The organism is Acinetobacter sp. 10FS3-1 (genome assembly GCF_013343215.1).
Classification (GTDB): Bacteria; Pseudomonadota; Gammaproteobacteria; order Pseudomonadales; family Moraxellaceae; genus Acinetobacter; species Acinetobacter lwoffii_C.
In genome coordinates this window covers 334918-353750 of the sequence record NZ_CP039143.1, presented here as the reverse complement: position 1 = coordinate 353750, position 18833 = coordinate 334918, and the positions used below count along the sequence as shown (strand labels likewise).

Annotated in this window: 12 protein-coding genes and 3 tRNA genes; 10 read left to right on the top strand and 5 right to left on the bottom strand. The window is 46.4% G+C overall.

Features of this window, described 5'->3' with window-relative positions:
• Positions 1-8: 8 nt before the first annotated feature.
• The 3 genes from E5Y90_RS01610 to E5Y90_RS01600 form a co-directional block, all read right to left on the bottom strand.
• The gene (locus tag E5Y90_RS01610; RefSeq protein ID WP_151207100.1) at positions 9-806 is read right to left on the bottom strand and encodes a 2-keto-4-pentenoate hydratase; all 798 of its coding nucleotides are present in this window, start codon (positions 804-806) and stop codon (positions 9-11) included.
• Between the two features lie 407 nt (positions 807-1213).
• Positions 1214-1882: an HAD-IA family hydrolase gene (locus E5Y90_RS01605; RefSeq protein WP_151205423.1), complete on the bottom strand. Its 669-nt coding sequence runs from the start codon at positions 1880-1882 to the stop codon at positions 1214-1216.
• Between the two features lie 330 nt (positions 1883-2212).
• Entirely contained in the window at positions 2213-3181 is a 969-nt protein-coding gene (locus tag E5Y90_RS01600) for an RluA family pseudouridine synthase (RefSeq protein ID WP_174659215.1), read from the bottom strand.
• A 770-nt stretch (positions 3182-3951) separates the two neighbouring features.
• On the opposite strand from E5Y90_RS01600, the gene E5Y90_RS01595 reads away from it, so the two are divergent.
• The 5 genes from E5Y90_RS01595 (at position 3952) to E5Y90_RS01575 (ending at position 9972) form a co-directional block, all read left to right on the top strand.
• Positions 3952-7458 (top strand): Rne/Rng family ribonuclease, encoded by a 3507-nt coding sequence (locus tag E5Y90_RS01595; RefSeq protein ID WP_174659214.1) that lies wholly within the window; start codon positions 3952-3954, stop codon positions 7456-7458.
• A 175-nt stretch (positions 7459-7633) separates the two neighbouring features.
• Complete coding sequence (locus E5Y90_RS01590; protein WP_174659213.1) at positions 7634-9475, top strand: long-chain-acyl-CoA synthetase; 1842 nt, start codon at positions 7634-7636, stop codon at positions 9473-9475.
• 190 nt (positions 9476-9665) lie between these two features.
• Positions 9666-9741: transfer RNA gene (locus E5Y90_RS01585), tRNA-Lys, on the top strand.
• A gap of 23 nt (positions 9742-9764) precedes the next feature.
• A tRNA-Lys gene (locus E5Y90_RS01580) sits at positions 9765-9840 on the top strand.
• 56 nt (positions 9841-9896) lie between these two features.
• A tRNA-Lys gene (locus tag E5Y90_RS01575) sits at positions 9897-9972 on the top strand.
• A gap of 157 nt (positions 9973-10129) precedes the next feature.
• On the opposite strand, the gene E5Y90_RS01570 is transcribed toward E5Y90_RS01575, so the two are convergent.
• Positions 10130-10816: a hypothetical protein gene (locus E5Y90_RS01570; RefSeq protein ID WP_174659212.1), complete on the bottom strand. Its 687-nt coding sequence runs from the start codon at positions 10814-10816 to the stop codon at positions 10130-10132.
• A 243-nt stretch (positions 10817-11059) separates the two neighbouring features.
• On the opposite strand from E5Y90_RS01570, the gene E5Y90_RS01565 reads away from it, so the two are divergent.
• From E5Y90_RS01565 to E5Y90_RS01555, 3 genes are all read left to right on the top strand, one after another.
• Entirely contained in the window at positions 11060-11269 is a 210-nt protein-coding gene (locus E5Y90_RS01565; RefSeq protein ID WP_151205123.1) for a PspC domain-containing protein, read from the top strand.
• 190 nt (positions 11270-11459) lie between these two features.
• The gene (locus E5Y90_RS01560; protein WP_174659211.1) at positions 11460-12242 is read left to right on the top strand and encodes a sulfite exporter TauE/SafE family protein; all 783 of its coding nucleotides are present in this window, start codon (positions 11460-11462) and stop codon (positions 12240-12242) included.
• A gap of 87 nt (positions 12243-12329) precedes the next feature.
• Positions 12330-13739 carry an SLC13 family permease gene (locus E5Y90_RS01555; protein ID WP_151205125.1) on the top strand — a complete coding sequence of 470 codons (1410 nt, stop codon included), beginning with the start codon at positions 12330-12332 and terminating at the stop codon, positions 13737-13739.
• Between the two features lie 182 nt (positions 13740-13921).
• Here the strand turns inward: E5Y90_RS01555 and E5Y90_RS01550 are convergent, their stop codons facing one another.
• Positions 13922-15034, bottom strand: coding sequence for an HPP family protein (locus tag E5Y90_RS01550; RefSeq protein WP_174659210.1), 1113 nt, complete (start codon positions 15032-15034; stop codon positions 13922-13924).
• 675 nt (positions 15035-15709) lie between these two features.
• Between E5Y90_RS01550 and glyQ the strand changes: the two genes are divergently transcribed.
• Together glyQ and glyS are read left to right on the top strand one after the other, a co-directional pair.
• Positions 15710-16699: a glycine--tRNA ligase subunit alpha gene (gene glyQ, locus E5Y90_RS01545; RefSeq protein ID WP_174659209.1), complete on the top strand. Its 990-nt coding sequence runs from the start codon at positions 15710-15712 to the stop codon at positions 16697-16699.
• Positions 16699-18768 (top strand): glycine--tRNA ligase subunit beta, encoded by a 2070-nt coding sequence (gene glyS / locus E5Y90_RS01540; protein WP_174659208.1) that lies wholly within the window; start codon positions 16699-16701, stop codon positions 18766-18768. The genes glyQ and glyS overlap by 1 nt, the downstream gene beginning before the upstream one ends.
• Positions 18769-18833: the final 65 nt, after the last annotated feature.

Sequence of the window (18833 nt, the reverse complement as noted above, 5' to 3'; positions counted from 1 at the left end):
AAATTCCATTATTCAGCAGCAAAAGCAGCTGTTACTGAACCAAAGCCTTCAATCTCAACCTTGAACTCATCGCCTGGCTGAGCAACCACCATTGGGCCTAAAGCACCGGTCAGAATGATGTCACCTTTAAGCAATGGGCGACCACGGCGTACCATCTCATCTGCAAGCCAGACCGCTGCATTTAAAGGATTGGCCAAACATGCTTTACCCACCCCTTGTGAGACCACTTCAGCACCGCGAGTCATGACCATCTTGCAGTTCACCAGGTCAAGGTTGTCGAGCTTCACCGGACGTGAACCCAAAACGAATGCAGCCGAAGAGGCATTATCTGCCACGGTATCAATCAGGCTGATTTTCCAGTTCTCGATACGGCTATCGACCACTTCAACTGCAGGAAGTGCATAATCAGTTGCACTGATAATGTCTGCATAGGTGTGTTTTTCTTTGGTTAAATCTTCTTTGATCACCAATGCAATTTCCGCTTCAACTTTAGGCTGAATCAACAGACCGGCAGGAATTGCTTCACCATCGCCATAGGCCATGTCTGCAAACAACATGCCAAAGTCAGGCTGATCTACGCCGAGTTGTGTCTGAACCACTTTAGATGTCAGCCCGATTTTACGACCCACCAGACGGCGGCCTTCAGACAACGCACGCGCTGTATTGACTTCTTGAACGGCATAGGCAATATCCACGTCCGCACTTTCACCACCAAGTTCAGGGCGAATCGGTGCGATCGCAGTTTGTGATAATTCAGCGCGACGAAGGGCGTGTGCAACTGATTCAACAACAGCAGAATTCGACATCAGTGTTTCCTTAAACTGCAAAAATGAAGTTTATGCCTACATCCAGAAGAAGTCGTTCAGCAAGCTGGAAACGACCTGACAATGAGCTGGGATTGGCCGTCCTGAATAAGACATAAACATATACAATCTAAGAATCTGAAAATTAAGAGATGAATGCCAATAGTTATTTTATTTTTCGCTATAGCTATTAACTATTAATAAATCCAATATTATTTTAAATAAAACAGCGACTTAAGTTATGAATTCGACTAAATCCACAGCAAATTCATCAACATTGCTCTACGCTTAAATTGATCAAGTTTGCAGCTTTAGACTAAAAGATAAGAACATATCCGGCAGTTGAGTGCATTTACAGGCACTCTTTTCAAACCGAGTGCCTGCAAGTTTACCGATCTCAAGATAAGCGATTAAATCGCTTCTTTCCATTGAACTTTAGCCAATAAAAAGCTATTCAGGCTGCGAATATCATGCACGATGGTCAAGGGATTAAACTGTGCCAGCGTTTCAGGCGTATGCACGCCATAACTCACCCCCACACTCGGCATCGCAATCTTCTGTGCCATCTCCAGGTCATAGGAGGTATCTCCCACCATAATCGCCTCATGCGACGCCACACCAGTTTCAGACAGAATCTCAGCCAGCATCAGCGGATCAGGTTTGGAGCGGGTTTCACTGGCCGCGCGGGTAACTGCAAACAGCTCGACACTCTCGGTTTGCTTTAGGACCCGATCCAGCCCTTTACGGCTTTTTCCGGTCGCGACCGCCAGTTTTACGCCCTGCTCTGCCAGCTCTTGTAACATCTCCGCCACACCAGCGAACCAGCAATCTTCAGTAGAGTTCGCCACATAATGTTCAGAATAAGCCTGTAAAATATCGCTATGTAATTCTGGCACTGTCGGAAACAGACGCTGGGCAACTTCAGGCAAACCCAGACCGATAATACTTTTGGCATCGGCATCGGTCAGCGGCTGATTAAATTGCTGGGCTGCAAACTGGAGACTTGCCACAATCTGACCGACTGAATCGAATAAGGTGCCATCCCAATCAAAAATAACCAGTTTTACAGGTGAGTTCATATAAGGTCCTAATATTTGATTCAGTATCTTTAAGCCCTCTCCTTCTAGGAGAGGGTTTGGGAGAGGTTAGTTAAATTTAATTCACTACCACAATTAATGTCAGTGAGCAGCTGTTTTCGTATAGGTATTATCTACTTTTCAAGGATGAAAAGTAGCAAAAATCCTTTGTTACTCTGATGGCACGTCCTTGTACCACAGAGTAACGGCGACATCCATGTCGCCCTTCATTGATTTAGAAATTGTCTTGAATCATCTCTACCTTTAATAAAGAAGGGAATTTTCCTCACTCAAATAAAGCAAAATCAGGAAGACTCATTAAAAAGCTAAAGATTACTCTTCATCTTCGGCAAGTGTGACCAGCTTATCCGCCTTCTGCACTCTGAGCTGCGCCACCAGACTTTGCATATCTTCAGGCAAGGGCGCCTCAATTGTCGGATAGCCTGGAATATCCAGACGCATGGCATGCAAGCACAAACGGCGTGGTTTAGGTCCTCTATATTCGGTTTCGTGACCATATTTTTCATCCCCCACCAAAGGATGACCAATACTAAAACCATGCACACGGATCTGGTGGGTACGCCCCGACAGCGGAGAGGCATAGACCAATGTGGCATGCATAAAGCGCTCTTGCACATTCCACTGGGTTTTGGACTCTTTGCCTTCTTTAGACACCCGCACGCGACGTTCGCCATTTGGCAGCTCATAACGATACAAAGGGGCATCAATCAACTGCTTGTCCAGACTCACCTGGCCTTTGACCACCGCAGCATAGGTCTTGTGAATTTTATGTTCTCGCAGCAGGTCTTGCAGGGTTTTTAAAGTGCTCCGTTTTTTAGAAATCATCACCAAGCCGGAAGTGTCACGGTCAATACGATGAATCAGCTCCAGATATTTTTTCCCGGTTGCAGCACGTAACCCCTCTATCAGGCCATAGGCCACACCACTACCGCCATGTACGGCAATACCGGAAGGCTTGTTCACCACCATTAAGCCTTCATCTTCATAAATCACACGGGCCAACAGACCTTGAGCGACCTTGTCGGAGACGGGCGCTGCAGTTTCATCTTTCTGCTCATAACGGATCGGTGCTACACGAATTTGATCCCCAATCGAAAGTTTGGTTTCTGCCTTAATCCGTTTTTTATTCACACGAACCTGGCCTTCCCGAATCAAGCGATAGATACGGCTTTTGGGCACGCCTTTCAGACGACTAAACAGGAAATTATCGATTCGCTGACCATCCTGGTGCTCATCCACTTCAAACCAAGTGACACTTTGCCATTGTTGCGTAGAATTCATACAGTTACTGTGACCTGAAATTGACTTAAATTGAATAAAAAATGATCATTTAGATTATGCTTTACACAAGAAACATAAGCTTAGCCCATAGGCAGATGATGCAAGGTTTGATATAGTCAGCGCACGGAAACCATCGTTTGTGAATAAAAATTGAAGCATTTCAGATTTTTTTCTGAATTTGATTATTCAATTAAAGACTCACATGATACGGGAAGGTCCCCAAAGAATTATGCCGACGCCGAAGGCTTATTATATCGGCAAACAAAGCAAACTGTTGCGTTTAATTGTACCTCAGGTACATAAATCAGTTTGTCTGAAAAAATATGTCGCCAACCTAGTTGGTTTTTAAACGTAAACTGATACACATCAGATTAGTCGCACCCTGGAAACGACTTCAGGCTACAGTGTTTGATGCATTGGATCTGCACCGTTTGTAAAGATACGATGATAATTCCGTATCAAGACCCCCTATCTACAGAGAAGGGTTGATCTTCGAACAACGTGACAGTGAAAGTTACTCACATCCAATGCACCGCTCGTCCGCCAGTGAAGCGTTCAGGTGACTTTAATCATTTAAAGATTGAAGCCGTATTGTCATCCTCAATACGTGAATCAAAGCCGAAGCTGATCTATACAGGTAGCAGCCGGTAAAAAAAGACTCAGACCACAATGTCTTTACATTTAGTATCTGGGCCGTTGATCCGTGATGTGTGATGTTCGCTACGTGTCTAGCGATTTTTTGCTGTGTATCACTATAAGGTGTTACACCCATGAAACGTATGTTGATTAATGCAACACATGCCGAGGAAATTCGCGTTGCACTTGTCACTGGTCAGCGTCTTTACGATTTCGACTTAGAAAACCGTACCCGTGAACAAAAAAAATCTAATATCTATAAAGGTCACGTGACTCGCGTTGAACCTTCTTTAGAAGCTGTATTCGTTGAATACGGTGCAGGTCGCCAAGGCTTCCTGTCGATGCGTGAAATCGCCAATTCTTATTACAAAGCCGATCCTCGCCAAACGTCAAACATCCGCGAACTGATCACTGAAGGCACCGAACTTCTGGTTCAGGTGGAAAAAGAAGAACGTGGCAATAAAGGCGCTGCCCTTTCTACGTTTATTTCACTGGCGGGTCGTTATCTGGTGCTGATGCCAAATAACCCGAAAGGTGGCGGTATCAGCCGTCAGATTTCAGGTGCAGTACGTGAAGAACTCAAAGAAATGCTGGCTTCCCTGAACGTGCCGCGTGGTATGAGCGTGATTGTTCGTACTGCCGGTATTGGCCGTTCTCAGGAAGAGTTACAACTTGATCTGCAACACTTGATGGATCTTTGGGCTCAAATCCAGAGCACAGCCAATTCTGGTCCATCCCCAATGCTGGTGCACCAAGAAGCTGGTGTCGTAACCCGTGCCATTCGTGACTATTTACGTGATGATGTTGCTGAAATCCTGATTGACTCAGAGCAGGCCTATAACGAAGCTTATAATTTTGTAAAAGCCGTCATGCCGCGTCAAATTGACAAGCTGAAAACCTATACCTTAAATGAGCCTTTATTTGCCCATTTCGGTGTTGAAAGCCAAATTCAGACCGCTTATGAGCGTGAAGTCAAACTTCCGTCTGGTGGTTCAATCGTGATTGACCAGACTGAAGCCCTGGTGTCAATTGACATCAACTCGGCAAAGTCGACCCGTGGTCAGGACGTTGAAGACACCGCACTCAACACCAACTTGGAAGCCGCTGAAGAAATCGCACGTCAATTACGTTTACGTGATATTGGCGGCTTAGTCGTGATCGACTTTATCGACATGACCAAAGACCGCAACCAGCGTATGGTCGAAGCCAAACTGCGCGAAGCGACCCAAAGTGACCGCGCACGTATCCAGTTCGGTCAATTATCCCGTTTCGGCCTGATGGAAATGAGCCGTCAGCGTTTGCGTCCGTCTTTGGAAGAAGCGACTGGCTATGTTTGCCCTCGCTGTCATGGCACCGGTATGGTACGTGATTTACGCTCACTTTCCCTGTCAATCATGCGTAAAGTCGAAGAAATTGCCCTACGTGAACGTCATGGTGAAGTACAGGTTGAAGTTCCGGTTGAAATCGCGGCTTTCATGCTGAATGAAAAGCGTCACAGCCTAGTTTATCTGGAACAAACCTCCAATGTACGGGTGACTGTGCTGCCGCACCCCCACCTGGAAACTCCGCATTATGAAATCACGTATAATGCTGAAGGCTTTGCGCCGACCAGCTATGAGCGTACGGAAGCCACTCGTTCAAGTGAGAAAGAGTTAGGTTATGAGTCTTCTGAATGGCATCTAGAAGAAGAACAGCATGCGCAACATGCTGCACCAGCGCCTGCACAGCCACAACAAAACAACGGCCGCAATCACAATAAACGTCGTAATCAGCAAAACCAGCCGGCTCAACCGCAAGTTGCACAGCAGGCCCCTGTTCAGGCAGCAGCTCCTGTAGCATCAAGCAGCCCATGTGCATGGTTAGAAAACCTGTTTGTACAAAAACAGGCAGCCACTGTAGATCAGTCCCGTACAGCAAATAATGCTGCTGCCGCGATTGAGCAAATGGTAAATGGCGGTGCGGTTAGCCGTGGTCAGTTTGGCCGGGTCAATGCAGCAGCTCCGGCGCAACCAGTAGCCAGCGTGGCACCAGCAACATCAAGTAATGTGTATCTTGCGCCCTCTACCGTGGCACACAAGCAAGAGCCTGAGCAGACTGAAAAACTGGTAGAGCGTGAAGAAAAATCACAGCGTCCGCATAAAAAGCAGCGCCCTAGCCGTCATAAAGACACACGTGAACACACTCAGTCTGAAAATTCTACTGTATCGACATCTCACGCCAACACCTCTCATCAGGTGGTGGAAGAAGTAGTGCAGGTATCACGTCAAGAGCAACGTCAAGAAGCACGTGAACATAAACGTCATTCTCGCCGTCAGCATCATAACGACACTGCACAGAGCCATGATGCTCAGAACAATGAGCAGCAACAGAATGTGCCACGTCGTGACCGCCGCAACCAGCAACGTCCGGAACGCCCGAATCGTCACCGCGATCCAAGCGTGCTGAATGAAGAACCAGCAGTGGAAACACCGGTAGTGCCTGAAGCAGCAGCTATCAACCAGAAACAGCCTCAGGTTGAGATGATAGATGCACCGCGTCAGGACATTATGCCGACAGCTATGGTGGTGAATATTGACCAGGCAAGCAGTGAAATTGTCGCATTAAACGGCACAGCAGCACCGGTTGCAACACCAGCTCCTGAAGTGACTGCGCCAGCTGATGCACCTGTAGAGGCTCCACCGGCTAAAGAGTTCTTGGCTGAGGTGAAGACAACTGAAGCAGAAGAACCACAAGTCAAGGCTGAAGCTCAGTCGACCAAGCCACGTGCCAGCAATGATCCGCGTCAGCGCCGTCGTCAACAGCGTGAAGGTCGATCTCACCAGGCCAAAACACCACAATTGACTGCGTCGCAAATTCCGACTCTGGGTCAGTTTACAGTGGGCAGCCTGATTCGCCATGTATATGGTGAAGACTGTTCTGTGCTGATTGAACAGTTTGGTCTATTACCCACCTTTAACCGTGCCTTGCTGAAGTTTACGCAGGAATATAATGCGACTGTAGCCAAAGCAGCAGCGCCTGAGCCTGAGAAAAAGCCTGTCACCCGGGATGTAGAAGTTGCCAAGGCACAGCCTGAAGCAGAGCCTGCACCAGTTCTGGATTTAACACCGCCAGCGCCTACGCCAACCGCGCGTGTAGCCAATGACCCGCGAGAGCGCCGTCGTTTAGCTAAACTTGCAGCAGAGCAAGCCTTACAGCAGGCGAAGCAGCAAGCTCAGGCCGGGTCGGCAAAAAAACTGGCTGATGCATCTGTTGAAGAGGCTGAGGCAGTAAAAGCAGAGCAAGCTGAAGTGACCAGCGCTGAGACAGTTCAGGCCGATGTGGCGAAAGCGCCAACAAGTGCGACTGTAACTGCTGAAGTCCCGGAAAACACAGCAGTCGAGTCAGTGCCCGAAGAAGCCGTAACAGCTGAAGAAGTGACGGACACGCCAGCAGCTGCAGAAGTGGCCGAAGTCAGCGAAGCTCGTGAAGAAAAGCCTCAAGCTGAACAGAAAGCGCCTATCACTGAAACTGCGGATTCACCTGCCGCAGATCAAACAGCGACTGAAGCAGCAGAGGCGGAGAAAGCCGACAAGCAGGCTGCTCGTCCACGCCGTCCACGTGGCCGTCCACCTAAAAAAGCAAATCCTGCAACGGAGTCATAATTCGCCCAATTGTAGGAAGATAAAAAAACCTAGTCATTTCGGTGACTAGGTTTTTTTTGCTAAATTTAGTCAGAATAGGTTGATTGCACTAGACTTTAAACGTTAAAAGATAATAGTTAAGCGTTTATTGCATATAAATCACATGTAGTGGATACGAAAAATAAATAGGAAGATCATGAGCCAGATGAACCAACCCGATCTGATTGGTATTGCAGATGTCGCAGCCAAAATTCCAGCTTTTTTAAATAAAATACCAAACCTGCTGCATGGACTAAAACAGGCTTATTTACGTACTCCCAATACCCCAACCGGTCTAGGTATGGCTTTTGAGAAAGCGGTCCTGCGTAATCCGGACGGAAACGCCTTACTGTTTGAAGAACAGCGTTATAGCTATGCGCATTTAAATGCCTGGGCCAATCAGATTGCTCATTTCTATCTTTCCTTAGGCGCACAAAAAGGTGATGTGGTGGCGGTCATGATCGAAAACCGCCCCGAACTCATCGCGACAGTTATTGGTCTGGCAAAAATTGGCGTGACCATTGCCCTGCTCAATACCTCACAGGTTGGCAAAGTCCTTGCGCATAGCATCAACCTGGTCAAGCCGTTTGCTGTGATCGCCGGGGAAGAGTGCCGTGTCGCACTTGATGAAATCCGGCATGAGCTGGCTATTGCTGCGGGTCACTTCCACTGGTTTGCAGACCAAGATACACAAACAGATGCTGGACAGGCACCCGAAGGCTTTGTCAATCTAGCAGAAAAAATCGACCTGTTCCCGAAATTCAACCCGTCTACCACCGGCTCAGTGCAGGGCAAAGACGGCCTGTTCTATATTTATACTTCGGGAACCACCGGCTTGCCAAAAGCTGTCATCTTTAGCAATGGACGCTGGACACTGGCCTATGGCACCTATGGTCATGTACTGAACCTGAATCAAGAGGATGTGATGTATTGCACCCTGCCACTTTATCATGCCACGGGGATGGTCGTGTGCTGGTGTGGCGTGATTGCAGGAAGCAGCGCACTGGCCATTCGGCGTAAATTCTCGACTTCCTCATTTTGGAAAGATGTCAAAAAATTCGATGCATCCGCAATTGGGTATGTCGGCGAATTATGCCGTTATCTGATGGATGCACCGCCTTCGGAGCAGGAACACGGCCACCGCGTCACCAAAATGATTGGCAACGGCATGCGCCCGAATATCTGGGACAAGTTCAAGGCACGTTTTGGGATTAAAGAAGTTCTCGAGCTATATGCCTCCAGCGAAGGCAATGTCGGCTTTAGTAATGTGTTTAATTTTGACAATACGGTCGGCTTTTCGCCCACGCCCTATGCAATTATCGAATTTGATAAAGAGAGAAATGAACCAGTCCGTGATACCAAGGGTCACTGCAAACGGGTAAAAAAAGGTGAAACTGGCCTGTTAATTGGCAAGATTACCCGTCGTTCGCCTTTTGATGGCTATACCGATCCGGAAAAAAACAAGTCCGTGATTATGACCGACGTTTTCACTAAGGGAGATGCCTATTTCAATACCGGTGATCTGGTGCGTGATATCGGCTTTCGGCATGCCCAGTTTGTAGACCGTCTCGGTGACACTTTCCGCTGGAAAGGCGAAAATGTCTCGACTACTGAAGTTGAAAACATGCTGACCGAATATGACAAGATCGTTGAAGCAGTGGTCTATGGCGTAGAAATTCCCAATACCAATGGCCGTGCCGGCATGGCGGCCATTACCCTGCAGCCAGGCAGTGAACTGAACGAACAGGACCTGAAACAGATGGTGAGTACCTTTAAGCAATGCTTGCCTGCTTATGCAATTCCGGTGTTCTTGCGTATCCAGCAGCAAGTGGAAACTACGGGTACCTTTAAATACCAGAAAAACCAGCTTAAAGAACAGGCGTTTGATCCTCAAAAAACCGATGAACGCTTGCTGGTTTTGCTTCCAAATGCGACAGAATATTGCGAATTGACCCAGGAAATATTCAACAATATTCAAGCCTATCAATACCGTTTTTAGTTTCAAAGCGTATTTTTTAAAGAGATTGAGTGAATTTGTTGCATTTATAAACAAACATCCACAAGTTTGCTAATTTTTACTTGCGCTCAGTTGATAACTTGCTACAATACGCTCCATCAAAACGAAGTGGTGTTGAGGAAATCTCTTTTTCTTGCACTGCACATTCAGACCAAGTTTGAGTGTTGGTTCAGGGTCGTTAGCTCAGTCGGTAGAGCAGCGGACTTTTAATCCGTTGGTCCCGCGTTCGAATCGCGGACGACCCACCATTTATTTTGATGTACCTAGAGATGGGTCGTTAGCTCAGTCGGTAGAGCAGCGGACTTTTAATCCGTTGGTCCCGCGTTCGAATCGCGGACGACCCACCATCTTTTAAAGGCTTCTGATACGAAGCTCTTTTCGCTTTTAAAGCAATATCTTGAATGGGTCGTTAGCTCAGTCGGTAGAGCAGCGGACTTTTAATCCGTTGGTCCCGCGTTCGAATCGCGGACGACCCACCATTCTCCCCCCTCAGAATAATTTTCTATTGATCAACCGATCATTACTATTTAGATCATAACGCCTATCTTGTTAATTTTTATAAGTATATTCTAAGTTCGAACAAGCCAATCCGCTTTTACCCTTCGATGCCCATGACCTTATTCAAGGTCTGATCGCTTATTGCGGCGGGAAATTATCTTTTTTGCTCAACACATAAGCTTTAGAGGGTGCCGGATAGCCACGCTCAAATAATTCCTGATTGATGGTTTCTTTTTCACTGTGAATTTTTTCCAGATTCATCACCAGCTGATTGCTATTTTTAATAATGTAATAAAAGCTGGCACCTTCTTTACGCTGGATAATCAGCTCGGTACGTTCCGGATTCACGATCCAGCGATCTTTACGATAGGTGATATTGCCATCATCGGAGTTCTTTGAATTATCAATAAAAATTTTACCATGCTGCACAATACTGCGATGCACTGTACCATCTGCCAATAAAGTCAGAATAAATTCAGCTGTTCCCTCGAGACAGGGTACAAAACGGCCATCACACTGAATTTTAGCGCAATAGCGTCCTACAAAATCCTGAGCATATTCAGGTACAGGCTGAGACTCCCCGGCTGTTTCGGCCCGAAAATTGGTCTGGGAGGCGATCTGGGTCAAGGACTTGGCGACCACCGGCTCTGTAGGCACGGTATTGGCCGCCGTTATGCTGATCCCACTGGCCTGTTCCGATCTGCCAATTTCCTGCATAGGCTGAACCTGATGACGATCACAGGCCAACAACCCCGCTATACCAGCGAATACCAGACCCAGCCGACTCAAAGTATTGAATGCATAAACTGACACAATTGATTTCATCTTTTCACGCACCGCAATAGGGCTATATATGCCATAGGGCTTATAAGAGTTGTATAAATTTTTGACATAAATCAATGAATTTTTCATTATGTTAGAGGCTGGAGCCTAAATAATTAATCTTTATTAACATTACTTAACGAATTAATCGGGAGGATACGCTTTAAAATTTGCAAAAAAGCTCCATCTTTTAATTCATGAATCATTTTGTAAAGATTCAAGCTTATTTTTTTTCAGGAGATATGTATGACCAATGTTGGTTTATATCGCTCAAACCGCTCCAATATGATTGCAGGTGTCATGGGCGGTATTGCTGAACGTTTTGGTTGGAACGTCACCCTATTACGTCTTATTTTTGTTTTGCTCTCGGTGATGAGCGCAGCCTTTCCGGGTATTTTGGTGTATCTGGTCTTATGGCTGGTGATTCCAAAAAAGAACCTGATGCTGGAAGAATAACCCTTATTTTCCTTTAACTTTTCACCCAGATTGAATGTGGTGAACTTTTATACCGCAATAATTCCCCCAAATTATTGCGGTTTTTTTATTGATTTTTCTTTCTATTTTTTAAAGCCGATCTCAAGCTGGCTATTTACCCTACCGCAGATTCGCTATAACTTAGTCATGTATTTCTAGAAATGGATATTCAATGACGCAGGCAGAATGGATCATCTTATGTCTTTGTGCATTTGCCGCGCTGTTACACGGATTAAGTGGCTTTGGCTTTCCAATGATGAGTACGGCGTTACTCTCGACGCAATACTCCTTAAGTCTGGCCATCGCTCTGGTCATTCTGCCCTGCCTGCTGCTTAACCTGATCTTACTCAAAGCCGATCCTTCCCGGGGGATGCTCGCAAGCATCACTTATCATTTTAAAAAATACTGGCCACTGATTCTGAGCAGCCTGTTGGGCAGCCTGCTCGGTGTAAAATTACTGCTTTGGCTGAATGAGGGCTATCTTAAATTATTACTCGGCGCAGTGATCCTGTTTTATGTGCTGGACCAGCTGCGCCACCAGCCTTTTCAGGCCAGCCCCACTGTATGCAGCATGCTCGGGTTCGGTCTGCTGGCAGGGACAATTGGTGGAGCCACCAATGCCATGGCCCCTTTTTTAATGATGTATCTGCTGAGCTGCAAGATTTCTACCACTGAAGTCGTGATGGTCAGCAACCTGAATTTTATTGTCAGTAAACTGGTGCAGCTCTGTGTGCTCTTCCCTCTTCTGCTACAGCTCAATCCCCAACAGCAGTATATTTTAGTCTGGATCACAATATTTGCGCTGGCCGGCGTCTGGATAGGTGGAAAGATTCGCCATCGGCTATCACTACAACATTTTAGATCTCTGGTCTTAGGACTGCTGCTGATCTTTGGCCTGCATGCACTCTGGCAAAGTACTGCACTATTACAACATTCTGCGCTACTCATTAAGTAGTATATTTTTCAGGACAATATCCATTACATTAGATCGATAATAACCAGGACAAATTCTTTCAAATAAAATATGGAGTAAGGAGATTGTATGAGTGTTAATTTAACCACCCCGACCAATGTCATGCCCAAAGGAAGCCGTAAGGGTTGGATTCTGATTATTCTTTCCACCCTGATTGCCTATGGTCTGTATAACATTTTGCCCTATGATGAAAATGCCAATAAGGGCTTAGCCCTATTAATCTTTATTGGTATTTTATGGCTGACCGAAGCCTTACATATTACGATTACTGCACTACTGGTTCCCGTGCTGGCGGTACTGCTGGGCATGCCCATGGCCTCGGGTGAGGAACTGGTTCCCATCACAACTCAGGCAGCATTGGCCACGTTTGCTGATCCGGTAATTTTCCTGTTCTTCGGCGGTTTTGCTTTGGCAACGGCGCTGCATATCCAGAAACTCGACAAGAAAATTGCTATGTGGATTATTTCACTCTCCGGTGGGCATCTTGGCGTCTCGGTGCTCGCAATTTTTATCGTTACCGCCTTGCTTTCCATGTGGATTTCCAATACTGCCACAGCAGCAATGATGTTACCGCTGGCACTGGGCTTACTTGCACATCTGGATGTGCAGCATGAACGCAAAACCTTTGTTTTTATTCTGCTCGGGATTGCCTATTCCGCCAGTATCGGCGGTCTTGGCACCATGGTTGGCTCACCGCCCAATGCGATTGCGGCCAAGGCGCTCGACTATGATTTTGCCGACTGGATGAAAATCGGTTTACCGATGATGCTGATTATCCTACCTGCCATGCTGGTCAGTCTGTATCTGGTGCTGCGTCCCAAACTGAATCATAAGGTCCAGTTTATCACTGAAGATATTCCCTGGACCGGCACCCGTATCGCCACCATGATTCTGTTCCTATGTACTGCAACCGCCTGGATTTTCAGCAAGAAGCTGACGGAAAATTTCGGGATCAGCCAGCCCGATACCTGGATTGCCATTTTAGCAGCTTGTATGGTGGTCATTCTGGGCACCGCGACATGGAAACAGATTTCAGAGAATACCGACTGGGGCGTGCTCTATCTGTTCGGTGGTGGCCTAACATTAAGTGCCGTTCTGAAAGATTCAGGCAGTTCACTGGTGCTGGGTCAGACTCTGGCCAATGCCTTTGGGGATGCCTCTCCACTACTGATTATTTTCGTGGTAGCAACCTTCATTATTTTCCTGACCGAATTTACCAGTAATACAGCCTCTGCCGCACTTCTGGTTCCGGTCTTTGCCGCCATTGCTGCCCAAATGGGTATGCCTAAAGAAATTCTGGTGATTGTAATTGGTATCGGTGCTTCCTGTGCCTTCATGCTACCTGTAGCCACCCCGCCAAATGCGATTGTGTTTGGTACCGGTCATATCCAGCAAAGTGAAATGATGAAAGTAGGCTTTGTCCTGAACATCATGTGTATTTTCCTGATTTCCCTATTTATTTACTGGTTCTTTATTTAATCTATCTTTTCAAATACAGACCAAAGCACACTCCGGTGTGCTTTTTTATGGGAATCTCCAAATTGTTCTAGTCTGCAAAAAGATAAGCCCTGTTTTTTTCTACACCTCAAATTCTATAAAACTGGCTGATAAGCAGACTCAATAAAATACAGGCCTCATCCCTGCTATAGGCAATTGAGTGTCTAAGCTTTCATTTTAAAATGGTTCAGTTCCTGATTTAAGGCGGCAATAATATCGGCCCGGCTAATAATCCCCACCAGCTGCTGCTCACTCACCACTGGAATATAATTAAAAGAACGTTCAACAAAATAAGGCACCAGATCCTGAATCAGTTGCAAGGGCTGCACTGTCACCACCTTACGGGTCATAATGTTTTTGACCGGATGTTCCCAGCTGCTGCGAAGATCACCAGCGTGCTTCAACCATTCCACCACCTCATACATCGCCAGGGTTCCGACCAGTTTTTCATTGGCATTGACCACTGGCAGGCTCATCAGGTTCATCTGCTTAAACTTGTCCAGAGCATGCTGAATATTATCTGTTTCATGTAATGTGACCACATCCTTGGTCATAATATCCTGACAGCTGAACTGGGTAACTGCACGCGCATTGGCCAGGTCTTGTGCCTCTAAAATAATCTTTTGCAAATCATATTCACTAATGTCCAGCAGCTCGGTCTGATGGTCCAGCACGTCCTGAATATCTTGCGGCCGAATTGTCACTTTCTGGGTCGGTGTTGGGTCTTTGGAGCGAGTATTCAGCTGGGCCTGTTGCTGTGGATAACGCTTGCCAATCATCCGGTTAAAAATAATTGCAATCACCATCAACAAGACCGAATTGAGCAGTACCGGATAAAAAACAAAGGCATAGCCCAATTCATGTACCGCACTACCGCCCAGTACTGCTGTAATAGCCACCGCACCACTGGGTGGATGCAGGGAATCCGTGGTCATCATCAGGATAATTGCTAGAGCCACTGCCAGACTAAAGGCTTCGGTCGGATTGGCAATATACAAGGCACAGGTCACACCAATCACCGCAGCAATGGTATTTCCCACCATAATGTTCCAGGGCTGTGCCAGGGGACTGGCTGGAACAGCAAAAAGTAGGACCGAAGACGCACCCATCGGCGCAATATACCAAGCCTCAAAGTCTCCCAGTATCCAGTAACTCAGCAGGGAGGATACTCCAAGACCCAGCAATGCACCGATTCCACATAACAAACGATCTTTAAAAGGAAGAACTTTAAAATTGGGTTTTAAGGTATTAAGCCATTCGAGATTTGAGTGAAACACGCTTTGCCTGGTCTGATTTTTTTACAAATTTTGCGTATTATAAAACCAAGTGTTATTGAAGATGTATTCATTTTATATCTTTTCTAAATTGATTTTTTTACTGATACCACAATGCTTAAAATAAAACAAATAAATATCAAATACTTAAAATCATATCAAATAGAATCAGTGCTAAAAAGTCTCATCATTCTTTTCTATTCCACTCAGCAACTATTATCTCAAGCTGAACTGATCCATCTTTTAGCTCAAGTAAAAGACCTCACTATCTGCCTGCCTGTTCCGGATCTCACTGAAAAAATTATGCGTTTTTGTCAGATGAAGGCTGAAGAACAGCTACTCGTCATAGTGGAATGGAGGACAAGTTCAAAGAGTCAATCACAATCACTCATGTAGAATTACAGAATTTTCATCGTCTTGTACTGAGATTTGCACAGAGATTTAGCTTAATGTATGAACCAAAAGTTACTATCGAGCTAGAACCTTTTGATGATAAAACGCTATTGGATTTTACCTGGATGTTTAGCGATTTGGCTAAAAAACCATCCCAACTGTGCATTTGAAATCAGGTAGCGCATAAACGATTTAAAAACAGGGATCAGAGCTTAAACCTTTGCCACACTCCGGCAAAGTCCTTATAATTGAGCACAATTTTTCTCTAATTTTAAGTGGATGACCATGAGTCGCGCCATATCGCATATTGATACTTTCCAAGGCTTAATTCTTGCCTTACAAAACTACTGGGCGGAGCAAGGCTGCGTTGTGTTACAACCTTACGACATGGAAATGGGTGCAGGAACATTCCACACTGCAACCTTCCTGCGTGCGCTGGGTCCTGAAACCTGGAACGCGGCCTATGTACAGCCTTCACGCCGTCCCAAAGATGGCCGTTATGGTGAAAACCCGAACCGTTTGCAACACTACTACCAGTTCCAGGTGGTACTAAAACCCAACCCGGACAACATCCAGCAGCTTTATCTGGATTCTTTAAAAGCGATTGGCATTGATCCATTGGTACACGACATCCGTTTCGTGGAAGACAACTGGGAATCGCCAACACTGGGCGCATGGGGCTTAGGCTGGGAAGTATGGCTCAACGGTATGGAAGTGACGCAGTTCACGTACTTCCAGCAAGTCGGTGGTGTTGAATGCTACCCGGTCACTGGTGAAATCACCTATGGTCTGGAACGTCTGGCCATGTATTTACAAGGGGTAGATTCGGTTTACGACCTGGTCTGGACCAAAGGCCAGTTCGGTACAGTGACTTATGGCGATGTATTCCATCAAAATGAAGTAGAGCAATCGACTTATAACTTTGAATATGCCCCGATCGAGAAGATGCTCGATCTGTTCGACTTTTATGAAGTTGAAGCATCTCGCCTGATTGAAGCTGAACTGCCCTTGCCTGCTTATGAACAAGTCATTAAAGCATCTCATTGCTTTAACTTGCTCGATGCACGCGGTGCAATCTCGGTGACTGAGCGTCAGCGCTATATTTTACGTGTACGCACGCTTGCACGTTCTATTGCACAAAGTTATGTCGCTGCACGTGCCAAACTGGGCTTCCCAATGGCTGAACCGCATCTGCGTGATGAAGTCTTGGCACAATTAAAAGCCCAAGTGGAAGCAGAAGCAGCCCAAGCAGAAAAATCAGCGGAGAACAAATAATGTCTAAACATACCATTTTATTTGAACTTGGCTGTGAAGAACTTCCACCAAAAAGCCTGAAAAAATTACGTGATGCGCTGCAAGCAGAAACTGTAAAAGGCTTAAACGATGCTGGACTGGCTTTTGATTCTATCGAAGCATACGCAGCGCCCCGTCGTCTGGCTTTAAAAATTGTCAATGTTGACGCTGCGCAAGCCGATACACAAAAACGTTTTGATGGTCCTGCTGTACAGGCGGCGTATGATGCAGAAGGCAAACCGACGAAAGCCCTAGAAGGCTTTATGCGTGGTCAAGGGATTAGCGTTGATCAGGTCTCTACTTTTCAGGCCGGTAAAGTTGAAAAAGTGTGCTACTACAAAGATGTCAAAGGTCAAAGCCTGGATGCGCTGTTACCGCAAATTCTACAAAATGCGCTGGACAACTTACCTATCGCTAAACGTATGCGCTCTGCGGCAAGCCGTACCGAGTTTGTACGTCCAGTGAAATGGGTGGTATTGCTCAAAGATGATCAAGTGATTGAAGCGACTATTCAGGACCACCAAGCCGGTAACCTGAGCTATGGTCACCGTTTCCATGCGCCTGAAGCGATTACTCTGGCCCATGCGGAAGAATATCTTCCAAAGTTAAAAGCAGCTTACGTTGTGGCGTCTTTTGAAGAGCGCCAAGCCATTATCGACCAGCAAGTCAAAGCACTGGCGGATGAAGTGAATGCGATTGCAATTGTACCAAGCGACCTTCGTGATGAAGTGACTGCGCTGGTTGAATGGCCGGTGGCTTTACGTGCCAGCTTTGAAGAGCGCTTCCTGACCGTGCCGCAAGAAGCGCTGATCACCACCATGCAGGACAACCAGAAGTACTTCTGTCTGGTAAATGCTGAAAATAAATTACAGCCTTACTTCATTACTGTATCGAATATCGAATCTAAAGATCCGGCCCAGATTATTGAAGGTAACGAGAAAGTTGTTCGTCCGCGTCTATCTGATGCTGAATTCTTCTTCCTGCAAGATCAGAAGCAGCCACTGGCTTCTCGTAAAGAGAAACTGGCCAATATGATCTTCCAGATAGAATTGGGGACGCTTTGGAACAAGTCTGCACGTATCGCCAAACTGGCTGTGGCACTGGCGCCCATTACCGGTGCAAATGCTGCTGATGCTGAAAAAGCCGCGCTGCTGGCAAAATGCGATTTGACCTCTGAGCTGGTGGGCGAATTCCCTGAACTTCAAGGGATTGCGGGTACTTACTACGCACGTCTTGAAGGCGAAAATGATGAAGTTGCAGAAGCTTTAGGTGAACAATATTTACCTAAATTTGCAGGTGACGTTTTACCGAAAACCAAAACCGGTACGACGATTGCCCTGGCGGACCGTTTAGATACCTTGACGGGGATTTTCGGTATTGGTCAGGCACCGACTGGCTCTAAAGACCCGTTTGCACTGCGTCGTTCTGCGATTGGTATCCTGCGTCTGGTGACTGAAAATGAGCTGGATGTTTCAATTGAAGAACTGATCAAACTGGCTTTGGCTGCCTACGGCGCTGTACTGAAAGATCCGGCGAAGACTCTAGCCGATGCTGTTGCCTTCCTTGAAGGTCGTTACCGTGCCAAATATGAAGACAAAGGCGTTGCTGTTGACGTGATTCAAGCGGTTCAGGCGTTGACACCAAAATCCCCGCTGGATTTTGACAAGCGTGTCAATGCGGTTAATCACTTCCGTACATTGCCTGAAGCTGCTGCTCTAGCTGCTGCCAACAAACGTGTTGCGAATATTCTTGCCAAAGAGGCTGCTCCTGCTGGTGAAGTTGTTGAAGCAAATCTGGTGGAAGATGCTGAAAAAGCATTATTCGCTGAACTTGCGAAAATCACACCAGTGGTTGAGCCGCTATTTGCTTCTAAGGATTACACGGCTGCCTTGTCTGCATTGGCTGCCCTGCGTGCGCCAGTCGATGCATTCTTTGACGGTGTCATGGTCATGGCGGATGATGCTGAGCTAAAAGCAAACCGTTTACGTCTGCTTGCTCAGCTCCGTGATCTGTTCACGAAAGTTGCAGATATTTCGGTGCTTCAACACTAAAGCCCAATTGGTTGTAAAATACATGAAACCCCGCTATAACATTAGCGGGGTTTTTAATATCAAAT

Coding starts and splice junctions, on each gene's coding strand:
- E5Y90_RS01595 (WP_174659214.1), top strand. CDS start 3,952: ATGAAACGTATGTTGATTAATGCAACACATGCCGAGGAAATTCGCGTT.
- E5Y90_RS01570 (WP_174659212.1), bottom strand. CDS start 10,816: ATGAAATCAATTGTGTCAGTTTATGCATTCAATACTTTGAGTCGGCTG.
- E5Y90_RS01555 (WP_151205125.1), top strand. CDS start 12,330: ATGAGTGTTAATTTAACCACCCCGACCAATGTCATGCCCAAAGGAAGC.
- E5Y90_RS01590 (WP_174659213.1), top strand. CDS start 7,634: ATGAGCCAGATGAACCAACCCGATCTGATTGGTATTGCAGATGTCGCA.
- glyQ (WP_174659209.1), top strand. CDS start 15,710: ATGAGTCGCGCCATATCGCATATTGATACTTTCCAAGGCTTAATTCTT.
- E5Y90_RS01605 (WP_151205423.1), bottom strand. CDS start 1,882: ATGAACTCACCTGTAAAACTGGTTATTTTTGATTGGGATGGCACCTTA.
- glyS (WP_174659208.1), top strand. CDS start 16,699: ATGTCTAAACATACCATTTTATTTGAACTTGGCTGTGAAGAACTTCCA.
- E5Y90_RS01600 (WP_174659215.1), bottom strand. CDS start 3,181: ATGAATTCTACGCAACAATGGCAAAGTGTCACTTGGTTTGAAGTGGAT.
- E5Y90_RS01560 (WP_174659211.1), top strand. CDS start 11,460: ATGACGCAGGCAGAATGGATCATCTTATGTCTTTGTGCATTTGCCGCG.
- E5Y90_RS01610 (WP_151207100.1), bottom strand. CDS start 806: ATGTCGAATTCTGCTGTTGTTGAATCAGTTGCACACGCCCTTCGTCGC.
- E5Y90_RS01565 (WP_151205123.1), top strand. CDS start 11,060: ATGACCAATGTTGGTTTATATCGCTCAAACCGCTCCAATATGATTGCA.